The following is an 18786-nucleotide window of genomic DNA, read 5'->3' on the forward strand; positions in this document are numbered from 1 at the left end:
TCGGGTCACGGCTTTGCATATATGGCGCGTGCGGGCAGGGCCAAGCCATCAAGCACGGGGGAAGCGCGGAATGCCGGATGTCGGTCCCAGCCAGGGAGGCGCCTTCACTGGCAGCAAGGGGGGCACGCCCTGGGGCAGCCTGCCATGGATGTTGCTCGACATCGCCCGCCGCCGGCCCGACCGGCCCATGGTCCGCCATTGGCGGCAGGGTGGCTGGCAGCGGATGAGCTGGGGCGAATTCGCCCTTGCCGTCGCCAGCGCTGCTGCCTGGCTCCGCCGCGCCGGCGTCATGCCGGGCGACCGGGTCCTGCTCGTCAGCGAGAGCCGGCCGGAATTCAACGTCGCCGATGTGGCGCTGATGGCGATCGGCGCCGTCACCGTCCCGACCTACACCACCAACACGGATGTGGACCACGCGCATATCCTGCGGGATTCCGGGGCGAGGATCGCCATCGCCTCCACCGCCGTGCTGGCCGCGCGCCTGGCGCGGGCGGCGCCGGAGGGGCTCGATCTGCTGATCGGCCTCGACGCCCCGCCGCCGGAGGAGGCCGCGCCCCGCGTCGCGCATTGGGCGGAAGTAACCGGCGAGCCGGGAGATCTCCCATTGCTGATGGCCGAGGTGGAGCAGATCCCGCCCGGCCGCCTCGCCTGCCTCATCTATACCTCCGGCACCGGCGGCACGCCGCGTGGGGTGATGCTGCCGCACCGCGCCATGCTGGCGAACCGCGACGGCGTCGCCGCCCTGGCGGAGCGGCTGCACCTGGATGGCACGGTCTATCTGTCCTTCCTGCCGCTCTCGCACAGCTACGAGCATACGGTCGGCGTCTTCCTGCTGCCCTCGCTCGGGGTGGAGGTGGTGTATTCCCGTGGCGCCGACCGGCTCTCGGCCGAATTCCAGGAATTCCGCCCGAGCATCATCACCGCCGTCCCCCGGCTCTTCGAGGTATTGCGGAGCCGCATGGTCGCCCAGCTCGAGAAGGAGACGCCCTTCCGCCAGCGGCTGTTCCGCAAGGCCCTGGAGCTCGGCCTGAAGCGGGCGGATGGGCCGCCGCTCTCGCTGCTGGAGCGGGTGCAGGATGCGGTGCTGGACCGGCTGGTGCGAAGCAAGGTCCGGGCGCGTTTCGGTGGCCAGCTCCAGGCCATGGTCTGTGGCGGGGCACGGCTCGATCCGGACCTCTCCGGCTTCTTCATCGGTCTCGGCCTGCCGCTGATCCAGGGTTACGGCCAGACCGAGGCGGGGCCGGTGATCGCGGTGAACCCGCCTTGGGACAATGTCCGCCACACCGTCGGCTATCCGCTGCCCGGCGTCGAGGCGCGGCTGGCCGAGGATGGGGAATTGCTGGTGCGCGGCCCGCTGGTGATGGACGGCTACTGGCGGAATCCGGAGGCGACCGCAGCCGCCATCCATCCAGCCGCCGGGGCCGCACCGGATGACGCGCCCTGGCTGCATACCGGCGACATGGCGCGCATCGAGCACGGCCGAATCACCATCACGGACCGCAAGCGGGATTTCATCAAGACCCTCGGCGGCGACATGGTGAGCCCCGCCAAGCTCGAATCGCTGCTGATGGCAGAGCCGGAGATCGCCCAGGCTGTGGTCGCCGGCGAGGGACAGCCCGGCGTTGTGGCGCTCGTCGTCCCCGCTGAGGGCCAGGAGGCAGGGATCGGCCCGGCCATCGCCCGGGTGAATGCCCGCCTGTCCAGCATCGAGCGCATCCGCCGCTGGGCTCCGACGCCCACCCCCTTCTCTGTCGAGAACGGGATGCTGACGCCCACCATGAAGGTGAAGCGCCGCGCCGTGCTCGAGCACTACAAGGATGAGATCAACGGCCTGTACAAATAGCTGATCGAGGAGAACGGCCGATGCCAGCCGAAGCCGAAGGCCCCAATGCGCCGCAGGCCGCCTATTGGAATGGGCCGATGACCCGGGCCTGGGCCCGGCTGCATGACAGGATCGACACACGCTTCGCGCCCATCCTCGACCTGCTGCTGGACCACGCTGCACCGCAGGCAGGGGAGCGGGTGCTCGATATCGGCTGCGGCAGCGGAACCTCGGTGCTGGCATTGGCTGGACAGGTGGGCCCGACGGGCCGGGTGCTCGGTGTCGACATCGCCGAGGAATCGGTCGCGGTGGCGGCCCGGCGCATCGCTGCGGCCGGGCTCTCGCAGGCCGAGGTGGTGCTGGCGGATGCCGCCACCTACCCCTTCCCGCCTGCGAGCTTCGATCTGCTGGTCTCCCGCTTCGGCGTGATGTTCTTCCTCGACCCAGTGGCGGCCTTCGCGCAGATCCGCTCGGCGCTGAAGCCCGGCGCGCGGGTGGTGCTGGCCGCTTTCCGCAGCGCGGCCGAGAACCATTGGACGACCGGCGCGGCGGCCGCCGTGCGCGACCTCATCCCTTCCCCGCCGCCCCCTGGCCCGGAGGAGCCCGGCCAGTTCGCCTTCGCCGACCCGGCACGGGTGGAGCGCATCCTGTACGGCGCCGGCCTCCAGGAGGTGCGGCTGACCGCCGAGGACCCGCTGCTGCGGCTTGGCGCCGATGCGGCGGAGGCGGCGGATTTCGCCATGACGGTCGGCCAGGTGAGCCGTGCGCTGCATGAGGCGCCGGAGAGCCGGCGCGAGGCGGTGCGCGCCGGCATCACCACCTTCTTCCGCGCCCATCAGGGCGCCGGCGGCGTCGTGATGCCAGCGGCGATCTGGCTGGTGACGGCACGGGCCTGAACCCAGCGCCGCCTGCCTCAGCGCGGCTGGCGCGCCGGCATGGGCGCGAGCGCCTCGGGCTCCGCCGTCATCGCCTCGGGAAATTCGGCGACCAGCTTACGCGCCATGGGATGTCCTCCCCTTGGGCCTGCCGGGAATACGGCCCGCCCAAAGGCAGTTCGTATACGTTGCGGCCTACAGTTCGTCAGATGTCACGAAAATGTGCGCTGAACAGCATGCAACCCAGACCCGCAAGCGCATTCGTCGCCTCAAACCGGCAGCACGTCGAGCCTGAGCGGCAGGACCTGGCCCATCCATAACGCATGCTCCGCATGGTCTGCCCGGGCCCGGCCGGTTTCCGGATGCACCAGCACGACCAGCCCAGCCCGGTGAAGCGCCAGGAAAGGCACAAGCGACGGGAAGAGCGATGGCGGGAAGGCGACCTGATACATCGCACAGGGATGCGGCCCGACCGGCACGTCGTGCCAGCGGCCGAGCAGGGCGTCCGGAAAGCGGGCGCCGATCGCCTCGCGCAGCGCCGCGGCCATGCTGCGGGTCGAGGCGGGATCGTAGTAGATATGGGCATGCCAGCCGGTGATGGCCTCGGTCATCTCTGCCTTCCTCTCGCCGATGCCGGGGCAATGCCCGGATGGCCGCTGCCGGAGCGCATCGCCATCATCGCACCATGCTTACCGACGAGGCCCGACCGATGCTCGACCAGGATGCCCTGCGCTGGGAAGCCCTGCTGGCCCGTGATCCGGAGCCGGAATGCGGCAGCTTCCTCTATGCCGTCACCACCCAGAGGGTCTATTGCCGCCCCGGCTGCCCCTCCCGCCCGCCGCTCCGCCGCAATGTCCGGTTCTATGCCGATGCGCCGGCGGCGGAGGCAGAGGGCTTCCGCGCCTGCAAGCGTTGCGACCCGAAGGGCGAGCGGGCTGCGATCCATGCCGCCGCCATCCGCGCCGCATGCGATCTGATCGAGGCGAGCGAGGGGACACCCTCCCTCGCGACCCTTGCCGACCGCGCCGGCTACGCCCGGCACCATTTCCTGCGGCTGTTCAAGGAAAGCACCGGGGTGACGCCGCACTCCTACGCAGCCTCCGTCCGGGCCCGGCGGCTGCAGGCCTCGCTGGCTGCGGGGGATCGGGTGGCGGAGGCAGTGGCCGGCGCAGGGTATGGCAGCGAAAGCCGGGTCTATGGCGCGCCCGGCCGCGTGCTCGGCATGACACCGGGTGCCGCTCGACGCGGCGGGGCGGGCGAGACCATTCGCATCGCCAGGGCGACGAGCGTCCTCGGCCCGCTCATGGTCGGCGCGACCGAGAACGGCGTCTGCTTCATCGGCTTCGCCGAGGATTTCGACGCGCTGGAAGGCGATGTCCGGCAGCGCTTCCCCAAGGCGCGGATCGAGCCGGCGCCCGAGGCGCTGGCCGGGACGGTGCGGCAGGTTGTGGAATTCCTGGAGGAACCCAAGGCCGCCCTTGCCCTGCCGCTCGACCTGCGCGGCACCGCCTTCCAGCGCCGGGTCTGGGAAGCGCTGCAGGCCATCCCCTTCGGCGAGACGCGGACCTATGGGCAGATGGCCGTGGCGATCGGCGCGCCCAGCGCGGTCCGGGCGGTGGCGCGGGCCTGCGCACAGAACCACGTCTCGCTGGCGGTGCCCTGCCACCGCGTGGTCGGCGCCAATGGCGACCTTACAGGCTATCGCTGGGGCGTGCCGCGCAAGCGGGCGCTGCTGGCGAAGGAGCGGGCGGGGGCGAAAAGCTAGACCGCCTCCACCTCGGCGACGCCCGGCAGCACCTTCATCGCCTGCATCAGGCGGGGCGAGACATTGAATTTACCAGGCAGGGCGAGCTCAACTTCCTGCCCCTCCCCCGTCCGGGCCACGACCACGACCCGGCCGCGACCCCTGCCCTCCCGCTCCAGCAGCGTGCGGATCGGATCGACCGCGGCGGGGCCCTCGAGCCAGAGGCGGATGCCCTGGCCGACGCCCTGGCTCGCCTTCTCCAGCCCCTCGACCTCGCTCGCGGTGAGGCGCAACGCATCGTTCTCCAGCCGCGCCTCGGCCTTCACCAGCAGGGCATTGCCCTCGGTCAGCAGGTCGCGGACACGGTTCAGCACCTCGCTGAACAGCGTCACCTCGAAGCTGCCGGTCTGGTCGGACAGTGTCAGCCAGCACATGCGGCTGCCGGTGCGGGTCGGCCGCTCCTTGGTGGCGACGACGGTGCCGGCCAGCGTCAGCTTGGCCGAGCCGCCCTTGGCGCGATCGGCAATGGCGAGGAAGGGCGTGACGCCGAGGCGCTTCAGCACATCCTTGTAGGTGTCGAGCGGATGGGCGGAGAGGTGGAAGCCCACGGCCTCCGCCTCATAGGCCAGCTTCTCGAGCTGCGGCCAGTCGGGGATGTCCTTCAGCCGCAGCGGCACTGGGCCACCGGTGCTGCCGAACATGTCGGCCGTCGGGTCCTCGCGGCGTTCGGCGGCTTCCTGGGCGGCGCGCAGCACCACCTCGGCCCCGGCGACCAGCCTGGCGCGGTTGCCTTCCAGCCGGTCGAAGGCGCCAGCCTTGGCCAGGTTCTCGATCTGCATCTTGTTGAGCAGCTTCGGATCGACCCGGTGGGCGAAATCAGCGACCGAGGCAAAGGGCCCCGCGGCATCGCGCGCGGCGACCAGCGCCTGCATGGCCGCGGCGCCGACCCGCTTCACCGCGGCGAGCGCGAAGCGGATGGCCTGCTTGCCGCCCTCCTGCGCCTCGACGAGGAAGAAGGCGCCGGAGCGGTTGATGTCGGGCGGCAGCACGGGGATGCCGAGGCGCGAGCATTCCTGCATATGCCCGGCCAGCTTGTCGGTCTTGTCGAGGTCGAGCGTCATCGAGGCGGCGAGGAAGGCGACGGTGTGATTCGCCTTCAGCCAGGCGGTCTGGTAGCTAACCAGCGCGTAGGCAGCCGCATGCGACTTGTTGAAGCCGTACTCGGCGAACTTCGCCATCATGTCGAAGATCTCGGTCGCCTTGGCCGGCTCGATGCCGTTCCTCACCGCGCCCTCGGTGAAGATGGCGCGCTGCTGCTCCATCTCCTTGGCGATCTTCTTGCCCATGGCGCGGCGCAGCAGGTCGGCGCCGCCGAGCGAATAGCCCGCGAGCTCCTGGCTGATCTGCATCACCTGTTCCTGGTAGACCATGATGCCGAAGGTCTCCGCCAGGATGGGGTGGATCTTCGGATGCGGGCTCTCCCAGGGCTCGCCATGCTTGCGCTGGCAATAGGCGGGGATGTTCGCCATGGGGCCCGGGCGGTAGAGCGAGACGGCGGCGACCAGGTCCTCGAAGCGGTCGACCTTCATCTGCCGCAGGCAGTCCCGCATGCCCTGGCCTTCGAACTGGAACACCCCGGCGGCATCGCCCTTCCGCAGCATCTCGAAGGTCTTGGCATCGTCGAGCGGGATGGCGTTGATGTCGACCTCGACCCCCTGCCCCTTCAGGATCTCCAGCGCCTGCTCGATGACCGTCAGCGTCTTCAGGCCGAGGAAGTCGAACTTCACCAGGCTCGCTTGCTCGACATACTTCATCGAGTACTGGGTGATGAGCATGTCGCTGCGCGGATCGCGGTAGAGCGGGACGATGTCGATCAGCGGCTTGCGGCCGATGACGACGCCGGCGGCATGCGTCGAGGCGTTGCGGTAGAGGCCCTCCAGCTGGTTGGCGATCTCGAGCAGCCGCGCCACCTGCTCATCGGCGTCACGCATCTGCTGCAGGCGCGGCTCGCCCTCGATGGCCTGGGCGAGCGTCACCGGCTTCGCCGGGTTGAAGGGGATGAGCGAGGCGATGCGGTCCACCTGCCCATAGGGCATGCCGAGCACGCGGCCCACATCGCGCACCGCCGCCTTGGCCTGCAGCTTGCCGAAGGTGATGATCTGCGCCACCCGGTCCTCGCCATACTCGCGGCGGACATAGGCGATGACCTCGTCGCGCCGGTCCTGGCAGAAGTCGATGTCGAAATCCGGCATCGAGACACGCTCGGGGTTGAGGAAGCGCTCGAAAAGCAGGCCGAAGCGCAGCGGGTCGAGATCGGTGATCTGCAGCGCCCAGGCAGCGACCGAGCCGGCGCCCGAGCCGCGGCCTGGCCCGACCGGGATGGGCGGCGTCTGCGCCTTCGCCCATTGGATGAAATCAGCGACGATCAGGAAGTAGCCGGCGAAGCCCATGCTCTCGATGACGCCGAGCTCGTAGTCCAGGCGCGTGTCATAGACCTCGCGCTTGTCGGCCTCGATGCCCGCCACGTCCAGCCGGGCGGCGAGGCCGCGGCGGGCCATGTCGCGCACCGTCTCGGCCTCGGTCATGCCGGGCTGCACCTTGGGGCAGATCGGCAGCTCCGGCTTCTTGGTCTCCGCCATCACCGCGCAGCGGCGGGCGATGGCGATCGTGTTGTCGCAGGCATCCGGCAGGTCGGCGAAGAGAGCGCGCATGGCGGCCGGCGGCTTGAACCAGTGCTCCGGCGTGACGCGGCGGCGTTCCTTCTCGGCCAGTACCCGGCTTTCAGCGATGCAGAGCAGGGCGTCATGCGCCTCATGCATCGCGGGAACGGCGAAGTAGACGTCATTGGCGGCGACAATGGGCAGCGCCATCTCGTCGGCCAGCGCCAGCAGGGCCGGCTCGATCGCCTTCTCGACCTCCAGACCGTGCCGGTGCAGCTCCACCGCCAACCGGTCCGGGAAGGTGGCGGCGAGGCGGCGCAGGAACTCCTCGGCGACGTCCCGCCGCCCTTCCGCCAGCAGCCGGCTGACCGGGCCGAGCGTGCCGCCGGTCAGCAGGAAGATGCCCTCGGCATGCTCCTCCAGGGTCGCATAGGAGAGGCAGGGCCGGCCGGAGGCATCCGAGCCGAGGAAGGAGCGCGAGGACAGGCGCTGGAGGTTGTCGTAGCCCCGCGCATTCATCGCCAGCGCGACGATCGGATCCGGCGGCATCCGCTCCGCCTCGGGGCGCGGGTCGGATGCGGTGCGCGATAGCCAGAGCTGGCAGCCCATGATGGGCTGGATGCCCTTGCCCTGGCAGCTCTGCGCGAATTCCAGCGCGCCGAAGAGATTGGCCGAATCGGTGAGCGCCACGGCCGGCATACCGGCCTCCTTGGCGAGGCTCGCCAGCTTCTCCGCCTTGATGGCGCCTTCGGAGAGCGAGTAGCTGGAATGGACGTGAAGATGGACGAAACCGGCGTTGGGGTCTGCGCTCATGCCGGGGAGACTAGCACGCCACCCCCGTGGCCTGCATGCTGCGCGCGATGCCGGACCAGCCCAGCCGTGCCGTGGTCGCCGCCGGCGTCCTCGCGATGTTCCTGTTCAGCGCCAATTTCGCGGCCACCGGCCATGCGCTGGCCGTTGGGCTTTCGGTGCCGGACCTGGTGCTGATCCGCTATGGCGTGGCGGGGCCGCTTTTCCTCGCGCTGCTGGTGCGAATCGGGCTGGGCGGCCTGTCCTTGGGTCGGGCGGCGGTGCTCGCCGCCCTTGCCGGGGCGCCCTATTTCCTGCTGACGGCGGCGGCGCTCCGCTTTGCGCCCGCCGTGCATGCCTCCATCCTCAACCCCGGCGGGACGATGGTCTTCGCGCCCCTCCTTGCCTGGTGGCTGTTGCGGACCCCTCCGGAGACAGGCGTGCGCATCGGCCTGCCGGTGATCGTGGTGGGGCTGCTGCTGATCGGATGGGCCGGACTCGGCGAAGGCGGCAGGCAAGCCTGGATCGGCGACCTTCTGGTGCTGATGAGCGGCTTCAACTGGGCGCTCTATGGCGTGCTGATGCGGCGCTGGCAGGTCAGCGGGCTGCGCGCGGCGGCCATCATCGGTGCCTTCTCCCTGGCCTGGGTACCGGTGCATCTTCTGATCTTCGGCATCGGCGGGGTGGTCGCGCATCCGGCGGAGGCGCTGGGGCAGGCAATCTACCAGGGGCTGATCGCCGGTGGCCTCGCCATCATCCTCTATAGCCGCGCGGTGGTGGCGATGGGGCCGGCTCGTGCAGCCCTGCTGCCGCCGCTCGTGCCGGCACTCGGCGTGCTCTGGGCCTGGCTGCTGCTCGGCGAGCATGTCAGCGCGATGCAGGTCGCCGGAATGGTGACCGTGGTGGCCGGGATGCTCTGCGGTGCGCTGTGGCGCCGTGACAGATGAGACAATTGCGGCCCGTGGCTGCAATGCTCCGGCGACATTCCGGTGTCACACCGCCGCCGACAAAGACCCGGAGGATTCCATGTCTCGACTGCCCGCCCTTTTCCTCATCGCCGCGGCGCTTTGCCTGGTCGTCGGCACCAGCCTTGGCATCGCCATGGGCATCGCGCATGACTTTCACTTGGCGCCGGTGCATGCGCATCTCAACCTGGTCGGCTGGACGACGCTGGCGCTGATGGGGCTGAGCTACCGCGCCTGGCCGCAACTGGCCGAGAGCCGGTTGCTGGCACCTCTGCAATTCTTCCTCTCGGCCGGCTCCGCCGTCGCCTTCCCGGCCGGCATCTATCTCTCGATCGAGCATGAGGCGCCGGGGCTTGCGATCGGCGCAGCGCTTGTCTTCTTCGCCAGCACGTTGCTCTTCCTGCTACGGCTGCTGCCGCTCGTCCTGGCAAGGCAGCCAGCCGCGCGGATGGTCGTGGCGGAGTAGGCCTCAGCCCGGCACCACCCGCCCGTCCCGCAACGTCACCACCCGGTCCATCCGCGCCGCGAGGGCCGGGTTGTGGGTGGCGATGAGGGCGGCGACGCCCTGGCCGCGCACGGCGGAAAGCAACTCCTCGAAGACGAGGTCCGAGGTGCCGACATCAAGATTGCCGGTTGGCTCGTCGGCCAGAAGGATGCGCGGCGCATTGGCCAGGGCCCGGGCGATGGCGACACGCTGCTGCTCGCCGCCTGAGAGCCGGCCGGGGCGATGGTGCCCCCGCCCTTCCAACCCGAAGCTGCCGAGCAACTGCCGGGCCCGTGCCTCGGCAGCCGGACGAGGCGTGGCATTCGCCATCTGCGGCAGCACCACATTCTCCTCCGCCGTGAATTCGGGCAGCAGGTGGTGGAACTGGTAGACGAAGCCGATGGCGGTGCGACGGATGGCGGTGCGTGCGTCATCCGAGAGCGTCCCGGCGGCGCGGCCGGCGACGAATACCTCGCCGGCATCGGGCCGCTCCAGCAGCCCGGCCAGATGCAGCAAGGTCGACTTGCCGGTCCCGGACGGGGCGACGAGAGCGACGATTTCGCCGGCCGATAGCGTCAGCTCGGCCCCGGTCAGCACGGTCAACTCGCCTGCCTCGGTCCGGAAGCGGCGGGCGACGCTCTCCAGGCGGAGCGGCGGAGCGTCACTCATTGCGCAGGGCCTCCACCGGGTCGAGCCGCGCGGCGCGCCAACTGGGGTAGAGCGTCGCCAGCAGCGACAGGCCGAGGCCCATCAGCACCACCTGCACCACCTCATGCGGATCGACCACGGCCGGGAGTTGCGAGAGGAAATAGACCTCGGGGCTGAACAGCTCGGTCCCTGTCAGGGCCTGCAGCGCCTGGCGGATGCTCTCGATGTTGAGGCAGAAGGCGAGGCCCAGGCCAAAGCCGATCAGCGTGCCGATCACCCCGACCGATGCGCCGCACAGCAGGAAGATTCGCATGATGGCGCCGCGCGTCGCGCCCATGGTGCGAAGGATGGCGATGTCCCGCCCCTTGTCCTTCACCAGCATGATCAGCGAGCTGACGATGTTGAAGGCGGCGACGATGATGATGAGGGTGAGGATGAGGAACATCACGTTCCGCTCCACCTGCACCGCGTTGAAGAAGCTGCTGTTGGCGTCCTGCCAGTCAACGATGCGGATCGGCTGCTGCTGGCCGAGGGCGCGGCGGATCTCGAGGTTGATCGGGCGCACCCGTGTCGGATCCTCGACGAAGACCTCGATCTGCGTCGCCGCATCGCCGGTCTGGAAGAAGAGCTGCGCCGCTGCCATGGGCAGGTAGACGAAGCTGGTGTCGTACTCGTTCATGCCGATATTGAAGAGGGCCACCACCCGGTAGGCGCGGACCCGCGGCAAGGTGCCGAGCACGGTGGTGCGGCCCTGAGGCGAGACCAGCGTCACCCGGTCGCCGACGCCGATGCGCAGCTTGGAGGCAAGGCCGGTGCCGATGACGATGCTGTCCTCGCCGCCGAACTCCGCCAGCGAGCCGCGGCGGAGATTGCCGGCGATGATCGCCTTCGCCCGCAGGTCGTCCGGCGCGATGCCCCGGGCGAGGCCGCCCGAGGCGCCGCCCTGTTCGCTGGTCAGCAGAACCTGTCCTTCGACAACGGGCGTCGCCGCGGTGACGCCGGGCACGCGGCCGATGGCCGCGGCCAGCGGGTCATAGTCGCGCAGCGGCCCGCCATCGGCCGAGTAGACACCCATATGGCCGTTGAGGCCGAGAATGCGGCCCAGCAGCTCCTGCCGGAAGCCGTTCATCACGCTCATCACGATGATCAGCGTGGCGACGCCCAGGGCGATCCCGACCAGCGAGAAGATGGCGATGACGGATACGAAACGCTCGCCCTTCCGGGCGCGCAAATAGCGGAAGGCGACGGCGCGCTCGAAGGCATCGAACATGACGAGGATCAGGCGCCCTTGATGCGGGCGATGGCATCCTCGAGCGACAGTTCCAGCCTTTCGCCCGTGGCCCGGCGCTTCAGCTCCACCTTGCCGGCGGCCGCCCCACGTGGGCCGATGATGGCCTGCCAGGGATAGCCCATGAGGTCGGCATCGGCGAATTTCACCCCGGCCCGCTCCGGCCGGTCGTCATAGACGGCATCGCCGTCGAAGGCGGCGTAAAGCCGGTCGCACAGCGCATCGGTTGCCGCATCGCCCTGCTTCAGGTTCAGCACGGCGAGGCGGAAGGGCGCCACCGCATCCGGCCAGATGATGCCGGCCTCGTCATGGCTGGCCTCGATGATGGCGCCGACGAGGCGGGAGACGCCGATGCCGTAGCTGCCCATCTCGGGCGTCACCGGCTTGCCGTCGGCACCCTGCACCTGCAGCCCCATCGCGGCGCTGTACTTCGTACCGAAATAGAAGATGTGGCCGATCTCGATGCCGCGTGCCGAGACCTGGCGCTCGGCCGGGATGGCGTTCCAGGCCGCCTCGTCATGCTTCTCGTCGGTGGCGGCGTAGCGGCTGGTCCAGAAGTCGACGATGGGCGAGAGATCCCCCTCGTAGTCCGGCGCCTGGCCGAGCACGTCGAAATCCAGCAGATCGCGGTGGAGATAGACCTGGCTCTCCCCGGTCTCGGCCAGGATCAGGAATTCATGGCTGAGATTGCCGCCAATGGGGCCCGTATCGGCCTGCATGGGAATGGCTTTCAGCCCCATCCGGGCGAAGGTCCGAAGGTAGGCGACGAACATCTGCCGGTAGCTCTTCTGCGCCCCGGCATAATCGAGGTCGAAGCTGTAGGCATCCTTCATCAGGAATTCGCGGCTGCGCATGACGCCGAAGCGGGGGCGCACCTCATCCCGGAATTTCCACTGGATATGGTAGAGGTTGCGCGGCAGGTCGCGATAGCTCCTGGCGTAGGTGCGGAAGATCTCCGTCACCATCTCCTCATTGGTCGGGCCATACAGCATGTCCCGGTCGTGCCGGTCCTTGAGGCGCAGCATCTCGGGCCCGTAGGCGTCGTAGCGGCCCGACTGGCGCCAGAGATCGGCCGTCTGGATCGTCGGCATCAGGATCTCCTGGGCGCCGGCGCGGTCCTGCTCCTCCCGGACGATCTGCTCCACCTTCTGCAGCACCCGCCAGCCGAGCGGCAGCCAAGCATAGATGCCGGCGCTGGTCTGCCGGACCATGCCCGCGCGCAGCATCAGCCGGTGCGAGGCAATCTGCGCATCGGCTGGGGTTTCCTTGAGGGTCGGCAGGAAGGCGCGGGACAGGCGCAAGGCTGGCTCCTGGGGTGTTCGGGCGGCGGAGACTAGTGGCGTGGCGCCCGATCCGCCAGTGGTCCGGATTTGCAGATTTAACAGCAATTTTCTTTCGATGCTGCGGTGCAATACGAACGATCCTGAAAGAAAATTACCCCTCGGCGATGGTTTTTCCTTGCTCTTTCGTAAGCGGCCGAGTAGACGAAAAAAAGGGCCGCACCCATGGGGTACGGCCCGAGTTTAGGGAGGAAACGCCAGTCACACGGCAGAAAGAGGACCAACCCTCTCTCTGCGAGTATGTTGGCGCGGGGGACCAACGTGGCACAACGTCAATCGATGCCGCGATCGATGAAAAAAGTGGCTCCCAGACACAAACCGCACAAACAGAAAGCGACACCGGCCTAAACGGCCGAAAGTCGCTCATTTTTCGGGCATAGCCAACCAGCCGCTCCGGAAGCTCATCCAATCGCTTGTGATGAGCACGTAAGCCCCCAGCCAGAACACGGTCGAGACCAGGGTGGTGATCACCACCTTGCGCCAGAGTCGGGGGTTCTGCGGCGCGCCGCGCCAGCCGCTCTCGGCGTCACCCTCGGCGACCGGCTGCGTGCCGATGGGCAGCACCGCGAAGAGCACCACCCACCAAATGAGGAAATAGACGACTGTCCCGCTGACCCAACCCATGGGATCGCTTCCTCACACCCGCAGCAGATGGACCTCGACATTCGGGCGCTTGCGCACCCGGCGCCCAACCGCCTTGCGGAGCGCGCTCCGCGCCGCCTCGCGCAGGGCGTCGTCCTCGCGCTTGAGTGCAGTCGGCAGGTCCGTCACCGCCCGGGCCAGTTCGGCGGCGAGATGGACAGAGTCCGGCTCCCCGCTCTCGAACAGGCCGGGGGCCGAGACCTGCGGCGTACCCACCACCCGGCCGCCGCCATCCACGGCCAGGGAAGCAACCACCACGCCGTTGAAAAGCATCCGCTTCCGGGCTGCCAGCACCCCACCGGAAAGCGGCAGCAATCGGCCGTTATCGACGGCGAGCCGCCCGGTTGGCACGCCCTCGACCACATCCGGCCGCCCGGGCGAGAGCCGCAATACATCGCCATCCTCGACCAGCACGGGGATGGCGCCGAGATCGCCGGCCAGCGCTGCATGTTCCGAGAGATGGCGCCATTCGCCATGCACCGGCACGGCGTATTTCGGCTTCGCCAGGGCATAGAGCCGCTTCAGCTCGTCGCGGGCCGGGTGACCCGAGACATGCACCATATGGTCATCGGCCGTCATGATGTGGCAGCCGCGGCGCGCCAGCGCATCCTGCATCTGCAGGATGCCGCGCTCATTCCCGGGGATCATGCGGGAGGAGAAGATGACGGTATCCCCCTCCCCGAGCGCGATCGCCGGATGGGTATCGGCGCCGATCTTCGCCAGGGCCGAGCGCGGCTCGCCCTGGCTGCCCGTGCAGATGATGAGGAGGTTGTCGTCGGGAATGTAGCCGGCCTCGTCCTCCGGGACGAAGGGCTCGATCCCCTTGAGGTAGCCGCATTCGCGGGCAGCTGCTTCCGCATTGCGGAGCGAACGGCCGAACAGTGCCACCTGCCGGCCAGCGGCCTGGGCCGCAAGCGCGACGCTCTCGACCCGTGCCAGGTTGGTGGCGAAGCATGTCACGGCGACGCGGCCGCGGAGGCCACGGATCAGGGCAGTGAGGTTCCGCCGCACCTCGGCCTCCGACCCGGAATGTCCCTCGACCAGGGCATTCGTCGAATCGCAGACCATCGCCAGCACACCCTCCTCGCCGAGGCGGGCGAAGGCCGCCTCATCCGTCGGCGGGCCGAGCAGCGGCTCCGGGTCCAGCTTCCAGTCACCGGTATGCAGCACCAGCCCATGACGGGTGCGGATGGCGACGGCCTGGGCTTCCGGCACCGAATGCGCCACTCGGAGGAATTCCAGGTCGAAAGGCTTCAGCTCGACCCTGCCGCTGAGCGGCACGGTGATCACCTTCGCCTCGCCAAGGAGGCCCGCCTCGCCCAGTTTCCGCCGCAACACCGCGGAGGCGAAGGGTCCGGCATAGATCGGGCAGCGCAGTTGCGGCCACAGATAGGCTACGGCGCCGATATGGTCCTCGTGGGCATGGGTGATGACCAAGCCGACCAAGCGGTCGCGGCGCGCTGCCAGCCATGCCGGGTCAGGAACCATGACCTCGACTTCTGGCATCTCAGGCCCACCGAAGCCGATACCGCAATCGATCGCCAGCAATCGGCCATCACAGCGATAGACGTTGAGATTCATGCCGATTTCGCCGGTCCCGCCGAGCGGAATAAAAGCGAGATCGTCGGCCGCATCAGGTACGGCCGAAGCCTGGAGATCGTTCATCCTCACACTCTAGGGCAACACCGCCGCGGGCGCGCCCCAGCCTTTCATGCCATCGCGATCCCTTGGGCGGCACAGGGGATAGTCCTGCCGGGTCGCATCAGGGAATTTGGATGAACATGGGGTTCGCCTGAAGCGCCGCCAAGCATGTCATGCGGCGAAGCCCCCCGGTCACGAACTCGCGTGCGGGCAGGCGGGGGCGTCACGCCGGGCTGCCGAGTTCCCCACTGCGAATGGCATGCCGCCGGCCCTGCCACTCGAGGAGAATGGCGCCATCCTCCTCGAGACCGAGGAAATTGCCTTCCGGGATCGGCCCATCCCGCAAGGCCAGCCTCGTGCCGAGCGCCGGTCCGAGCGCCACCCAGGCCGCCCTGACCGGGGCAAAGCCCTCCTCCGCCTGACGCCGGCACCAATAGTCGAGCCGGGCGATGAGCCGCTGGGCGAACACCTCCGGCGGCTCCGCCGCACCAAGGCAGGTCGTTGGCCGATCAGGAAGGCTCGGTGCGTGGGTGAGATTCACGCCGATGCCGAAGGACAGCCAGGCAAGACTGCCCTCCGGCGAGAGCGCCGTCTCGGTCAGGATGCCGGCGCACTTCACGCCATCCCGTAACAGGTCATTCGGCCATTTGAGGCGAAGCAGCTCAGGTGCCGGATCGATTTGCCGCGCGGCCTCGGCCAGGGCGACACCAGCCAGAAGGGACCACTGGGCCGCGCCGCGCACCGGCCCCGATGGGCGCAGCAGCATCGATAGATACATATTGCCGATGGGCGAGGCCCAGGCACGACCGGAGCGACCCCGGCCTGCCGTCTGCCGACGCGCGAGGACTGCGAGGCCCGCCGCCTCGCCAGCATCGGCGGCCTCGCCAATACGGTCGGAGGTGCTGGAGAGCGCCTCATGCACCTCCAGCCGCCAACCGGGGGGAAGCGTCACCCCAGAAGCGCCGCCGCCGCCGCCTGCGCCGCTGCCAGCATCGGTGCCGGCCAAAGGCAGAAAAGCGCGGTGAAGAGTCCGGTACCCGCCATGACGATGGTGAGGCTGGCTGGCGCCCGGTCCAGCACGCCAGCGGCCTGGTCGAAGTACATCACCTTCACGATGCGCAGGTAGTAGTAGGCGGAGACCACGCTGGTCAGCACGCCGATCACCGCCAGCGTCCAGTAGCCGCCCTGCACAGCGGCGAGGAAGACGTAGAGCTTGCCGAAGAAGCCGGCCAGCGGCGGGATGCCGGCCATCGAGAACATGAAGATGGCCATCCAGAGCGCCATGGTCGGGTTGGTGCGCCCGAGACCGGCGAGGTCGTCAACGCGCTCCACGGCCCGGCCCTGCCGCCGCATGGCGACCAGCACGGCGAAAGTGCCCATATTCATGAAGACATAGATGGCCATGTAGACCAGAAGGCCGCGCAGCCCGATATCGCTGCCGACCGCGAGGCCCATCAGGGCATAGCCGACATGGCCGATCGAGGAATAGGCCATCAGTCGCTTCAGGTTGCTCTGCCCGATGGCGGCGAAGCTTCCCAGGATCATCGAGCCGATGGAGACCAGCAGGATCACCTGCTGCCACTGGCCGGCCAGGTCACCGAAGGGGCCGAGAAGCACCCGTGCCATCAGTGCGATGGCTGCGACCTTCGGGGCAGAGGCGAAGTAGGCCGTCACCGGGGTCGGCGCGCCCTCATAGACATCGGGCGTCCACATATGGAAGGGCACGGCGGATACCTTGAAGGCAAGGCCCGCGATGACGAAGACGACGCCCACGATCACACCCGGCGACACGTCCTGTGCCTCCGAGAAGGCATCCGCCAGCCGGTCGAAATTGGTGGTGCCGGCGAAGCCATACACCAGCGAACTGCCATAGAGCAGCAGGCCCGAGGCCAGCGCGCCCAGGACGAAATACTTCAACCCCGCCTCGGCGGACCGTGCATTGTCGCGGTTGAAGGCGGCGATGACGTAGAGCGGCAGCGAGAGCAGCTCGAGGCCCAGATAGAGGGCCATCAGGTCATTGGCCGAGATCATCAGCATCGCGCCGAGGGTGGCGAAGACGACCAGCACCGGGAATTCGAAGCGGCCGAGACCTTCCTTCTCGTTGAAGTCGATCGAGACCAGGAGAGCGATCGCCGCGGCGCCGAGCGACAGGATCTTCATGAAGCCGCTGAAGGCGTCCGCCACATAATGGCCGCCGAGCGCAGTCCCCTCCCCCTGGCCCAGTACCAGGACCGCTGTCAGCAGCAGCGCACCGATGGCGCCCATGGTGATGGGGAAGAAGGTTTCCTGCTTCGGGATCACGCCAACCAGCAGCAAGATCAGCCCGCTGCAGGCCAGCACCAGTTCCGGCAAGGCAAGTGTCCAGGACATCGGCTTACATTCCTGCCAGGCGGCTGATGTTCAGCGCGGCCTCATGCCGCGCCACCAGCGCGGCGACGCTGGCCTCGAAGAAGGAAAGGAAGGACTGCGGATAGATGCCCATCCAGAGCGTCAGCAGGATCAGCGGCGCGAAAACCACATATTCCCGCGGGCTAAGATCGAGCAGCGCTTTCAGATCCTCCCTGGTGATCTTCCCGAAGGAGACCCGCCGGTAGAGGTAGAGCATATAGGCCGCGCCGAGGATCATGCCGAGCGCCGCGCCGAGGGCGACCCAAGGGTTCACCCGCCAGGCGCCCACGATCACCAGGAACTCGCCAACGAAATTCGCGAGCCCCGGCAGGCCGATCGAGGCCATGGTGAAGAGCATGAAGACCAGCGCATAGGCGGGCATGATTTTGGCGACGCCGCCATAACGCATGATCTCGCGGCTATGGACCCGGTCATACAGCACACCGACGCAGAGGAAGAGCGCACCGGAGACGACGCCATGCGCCAGCATGGTGAAGAGCGCGCCGGACAGGCCTTGCTGGTTGAAGGTGAAGATGCCGATCGTGACGATGCCCATATGGGCGACCGAGCTGTAGGCGATCAGCTTCTTCATGTCCTCCTGCGCCAGCGCGACCAGCGAGGTGTAGACCACGGCGATCACGGAGAGCGCAAAGATGAGCGGTGCGAAAGTGGCGCTCGCCTCCGGCAGCAGCGGCAGGGTGAAGCGGAGGAACCCATAGGCCCCCATCTTCAGCAGCACGCCGGCGAGGATGACGGAGCCAGCGGTCGGCGCCTCCACATGCGCATCCGGCAACCAGGTATGGACCGGCCACATCGGCACCTTCACCGCGAAGCTGGCGAAGAAGGCGAAGAAGATCCAGGCCTGGGCCGCGCGCGGCACCTGATACTCGAACAGCGCGGGGATGTCGGTCGTGCCGGCATTGTACCAGAGATAGAGGATGGCCAGCAGCATCAGCACGCTGCCGAGCAGCGTGTAGAGGAAGAACTTGAAGGCGGCATAGACCCGCCGCGCCCCGCCCCAGACACCGATGATGAGGAACATCGGGATCAGCACGGCCTCGAAGAAGACATAGAAGACGATGAAGTCGAGGGCGCAGAACATGCCGACCATCATCGTCTCGAGGACGAGGAAGGCGATCATGTATTCCCGCACGCGGGACGTCACCGACTCCCAGGAGGCCAGGATGCAGAGCGGCGTCAACGCGGTGGAGAGGAGGACGAAGAGCACCGAGATGCCGTCCACCCCCATATGGTAGCCGACGCCGAATTCCGGCAGCCAGTTCAGCTTTTCCTCGAACTGGAAGCCGGCCGAGCTCTGGTCGAAGCGGGCCCAGAGGATGAGGCTGAGGAGGAAGACGATCAGGCTGGTCCAGAGCGCGGTCCAGCGCGCATTGCGGGCGACGACCTCGTCATCGCCACGCACGGACATGATGATCGCCGCACCCGCCAATGGCAGGAAGGTCAGCAGCGAAAGCAGCGGGAAGCCGGCAGCGTTCATTC

General features: G+C 68.3%; 15 protein-coding genes. 5 read left to right on the plus strand and 10 right to left on the minus strand.

Annotation, left to right across the window (positions count from 1 at the left end; genetic code table 11):
- Positions 1-70 precede the first annotated feature (70 nt).
- The gene (locus BLR02_RS18600) at positions 71-1843 is read left to right on the plus strand and encodes an AMP-dependent synthetase/ligase (RefSeq protein ID WP_090664222.1); all 1773 of its coding nucleotides are present in this window, start codon (positions 71-73) and stop codon (positions 1841-1843) included.
- Between the two features lie 20 nt (positions 1844-1863).
- A complete protein-coding gene (locus tag BLR02_RS18605) occupies positions 1864-2718 on the plus strand; it encodes a class I SAM-dependent methyltransferase (protein WP_090664223.1) in 855 nt (284 codons plus the stop codon).
- Positions 2719-2966: 248 nt separating this feature from the next.
- On the opposite strand, the gene BLR02_RS18610 is transcribed toward BLR02_RS18605, so the two are convergent.
- A complete protein-coding gene (locus BLR02_RS18610) occupies positions 2967-3308 on the minus strand; it encodes a DOPA 4,5-dioxygenase family protein (RefSeq protein WP_090566229.1) in 342 nt (113 codons plus the stop codon).
- Between the two features lie 74 nt (positions 3309-3382).
- Here BLR02_RS18610 and ada point away from each other — a divergent pair, with 74 nt between their 5' ends.
- Positions 3383-4462 (plus strand): bifunctional DNA-binding transcriptional regulator/O6-methylguanine-DNA methyltransferase Ada, encoded by a 1080-nt coding sequence (ada, locus tag BLR02_RS18615; RefSeq protein ID WP_245704849.1) that lies wholly within the window; start codon positions 3383-3385, stop codon positions 4460-4462.
- On the opposite strand, the gene dnaE is transcribed toward ada, so the two are convergent.
- Positions 4459-7914: a DNA polymerase III subunit alpha gene (gene dnaE / locus BLR02_RS18620; RefSeq protein WP_090664224.1), complete on the minus strand. Its 3456-nt coding sequence runs from the start codon at positions 7912-7914 to the stop codon at positions 4459-4461. The genes ada and dnaE overlap by 4 nt on opposite strands.
- A 47-nt stretch (positions 7915-7961) precedes the next feature.
- On the opposite strand from dnaE, the gene BLR02_RS18625 reads away from it, so the two are divergent.
- Together BLR02_RS18625 and BLR02_RS18630 are read left to right on the plus strand one after the other, a co-directional pair.
- The gene (locus tag BLR02_RS18625) at positions 7962-8837 is read left to right on the plus strand and encodes a DMT family transporter (RefSeq protein WP_143018190.1); all 876 of its coding nucleotides are present in this window, start codon (positions 7962-7964) and stop codon (positions 8835-8837) included.
- Between the two features lie 79 nt (positions 8838-8916).
- The gene (locus BLR02_RS18630; protein WP_090566221.1) at positions 8917-9321 is read left to right on the plus strand and encodes a hypothetical protein; all 405 of its coding nucleotides are present in this window, start codon (positions 8917-8919) and stop codon (positions 9319-9321) included.
- A 3-nt stretch (positions 9322-9324) separates the two neighbouring features.
- On the opposite strand, the gene BLR02_RS18635 is transcribed toward BLR02_RS18630, so the two are convergent.
- The 8 genes from BLR02_RS18635 to BLR02_RS18670 all read right to left on the minus strand — a co-directional run bounded on the left by BLR02_RS18635 (position 9325) and on the right by BLR02_RS18670 (position 18784).
- On the minus strand, positions 9325-10008 hold the full coding sequence (locus BLR02_RS18635; RefSeq protein ID WP_090566215.1) for an ABC transporter ATP-binding protein: 684 nt from the start codon (positions 10006-10008) through the stop codon (positions 9325-9327).
- Positions 10001-11257, minus strand: a complete 1257-nt coding sequence (locus BLR02_RS18640; RefSeq protein ID WP_090566212.1) for a lipoprotein-releasing ABC transporter permease subunit — start codon at positions 11255-11257, stop codon at positions 10001-10003. Before BLR02_RS18640 ends, BLR02_RS18635 begins: the two co-directional genes overlap by 8 nt.
- An 8-nt stretch (positions 11258-11265) precedes the next feature.
- Entirely contained in the window at positions 11266-12576 is a 1311-nt protein-coding gene (proS, locus tag BLR02_RS18645; RefSeq protein ID WP_090664225.1) for a proline--tRNA ligase, read from the minus strand.
- 402 nt (positions 12577-12978) lie between these two features.
- A complete protein-coding gene (locus BLR02_RS18650; RefSeq protein ID WP_090664226.1) occupies positions 12979-13239 on the minus strand; it encodes a DUF1467 family protein in 261 nt (86 codons plus the stop codon).
- 12 nt (positions 13240-13251) lie between these two features.
- Positions 13252-14922 (minus strand): ribonuclease J, encoded by a 1671-nt coding sequence (locus tag BLR02_RS18655; RefSeq protein WP_090664227.1) that lies wholly within the window; start codon positions 14920-14922, stop codon positions 13252-13254.
- 199 nt (positions 14923-15121) lie between these two features.
- Positions 15122-15850: a biotin--[acetyl-CoA-carboxylase] ligase gene (locus tag BLR02_RS18660; protein WP_090566564.1), complete on the minus strand. Its 729-nt coding sequence runs from the start codon at positions 15848-15850 to the stop codon at positions 15122-15124.
- Positions 15847-17268: an NADH-quinone oxidoreductase subunit NuoN gene (nuoN, locus tag BLR02_RS18665; RefSeq protein WP_090566200.1), complete on the minus strand. Its 1422-nt coding sequence runs from the start codon at positions 17266-17268 to the stop codon at positions 15847-15849. Before nuoN ends, BLR02_RS18660 begins: the two co-directional genes overlap by 4 nt.
- 4 nt (positions 17269-17272) lie before the next feature.
- The gene (locus BLR02_RS18670; RefSeq protein ID WP_090566197.1) at positions 17273-18784 is read right to left on the minus strand and encodes an NADH-quinone oxidoreductase subunit M; all 1512 of its coding nucleotides are present in this window, start codon (positions 18782-18784) and stop codon (positions 17273-17275) included.
- Positions 18785-18786 lie beyond the last annotated feature (2 nt).

Source organism: Belnapia rosea (assembly GCF_900101615.1).
In the GTDB taxonomy this organism is placed as follows: domain Bacteria; phylum Pseudomonadota; class Alphaproteobacteria; order Acetobacterales; family Acetobacteraceae; genus Belnapia; species Belnapia rosea.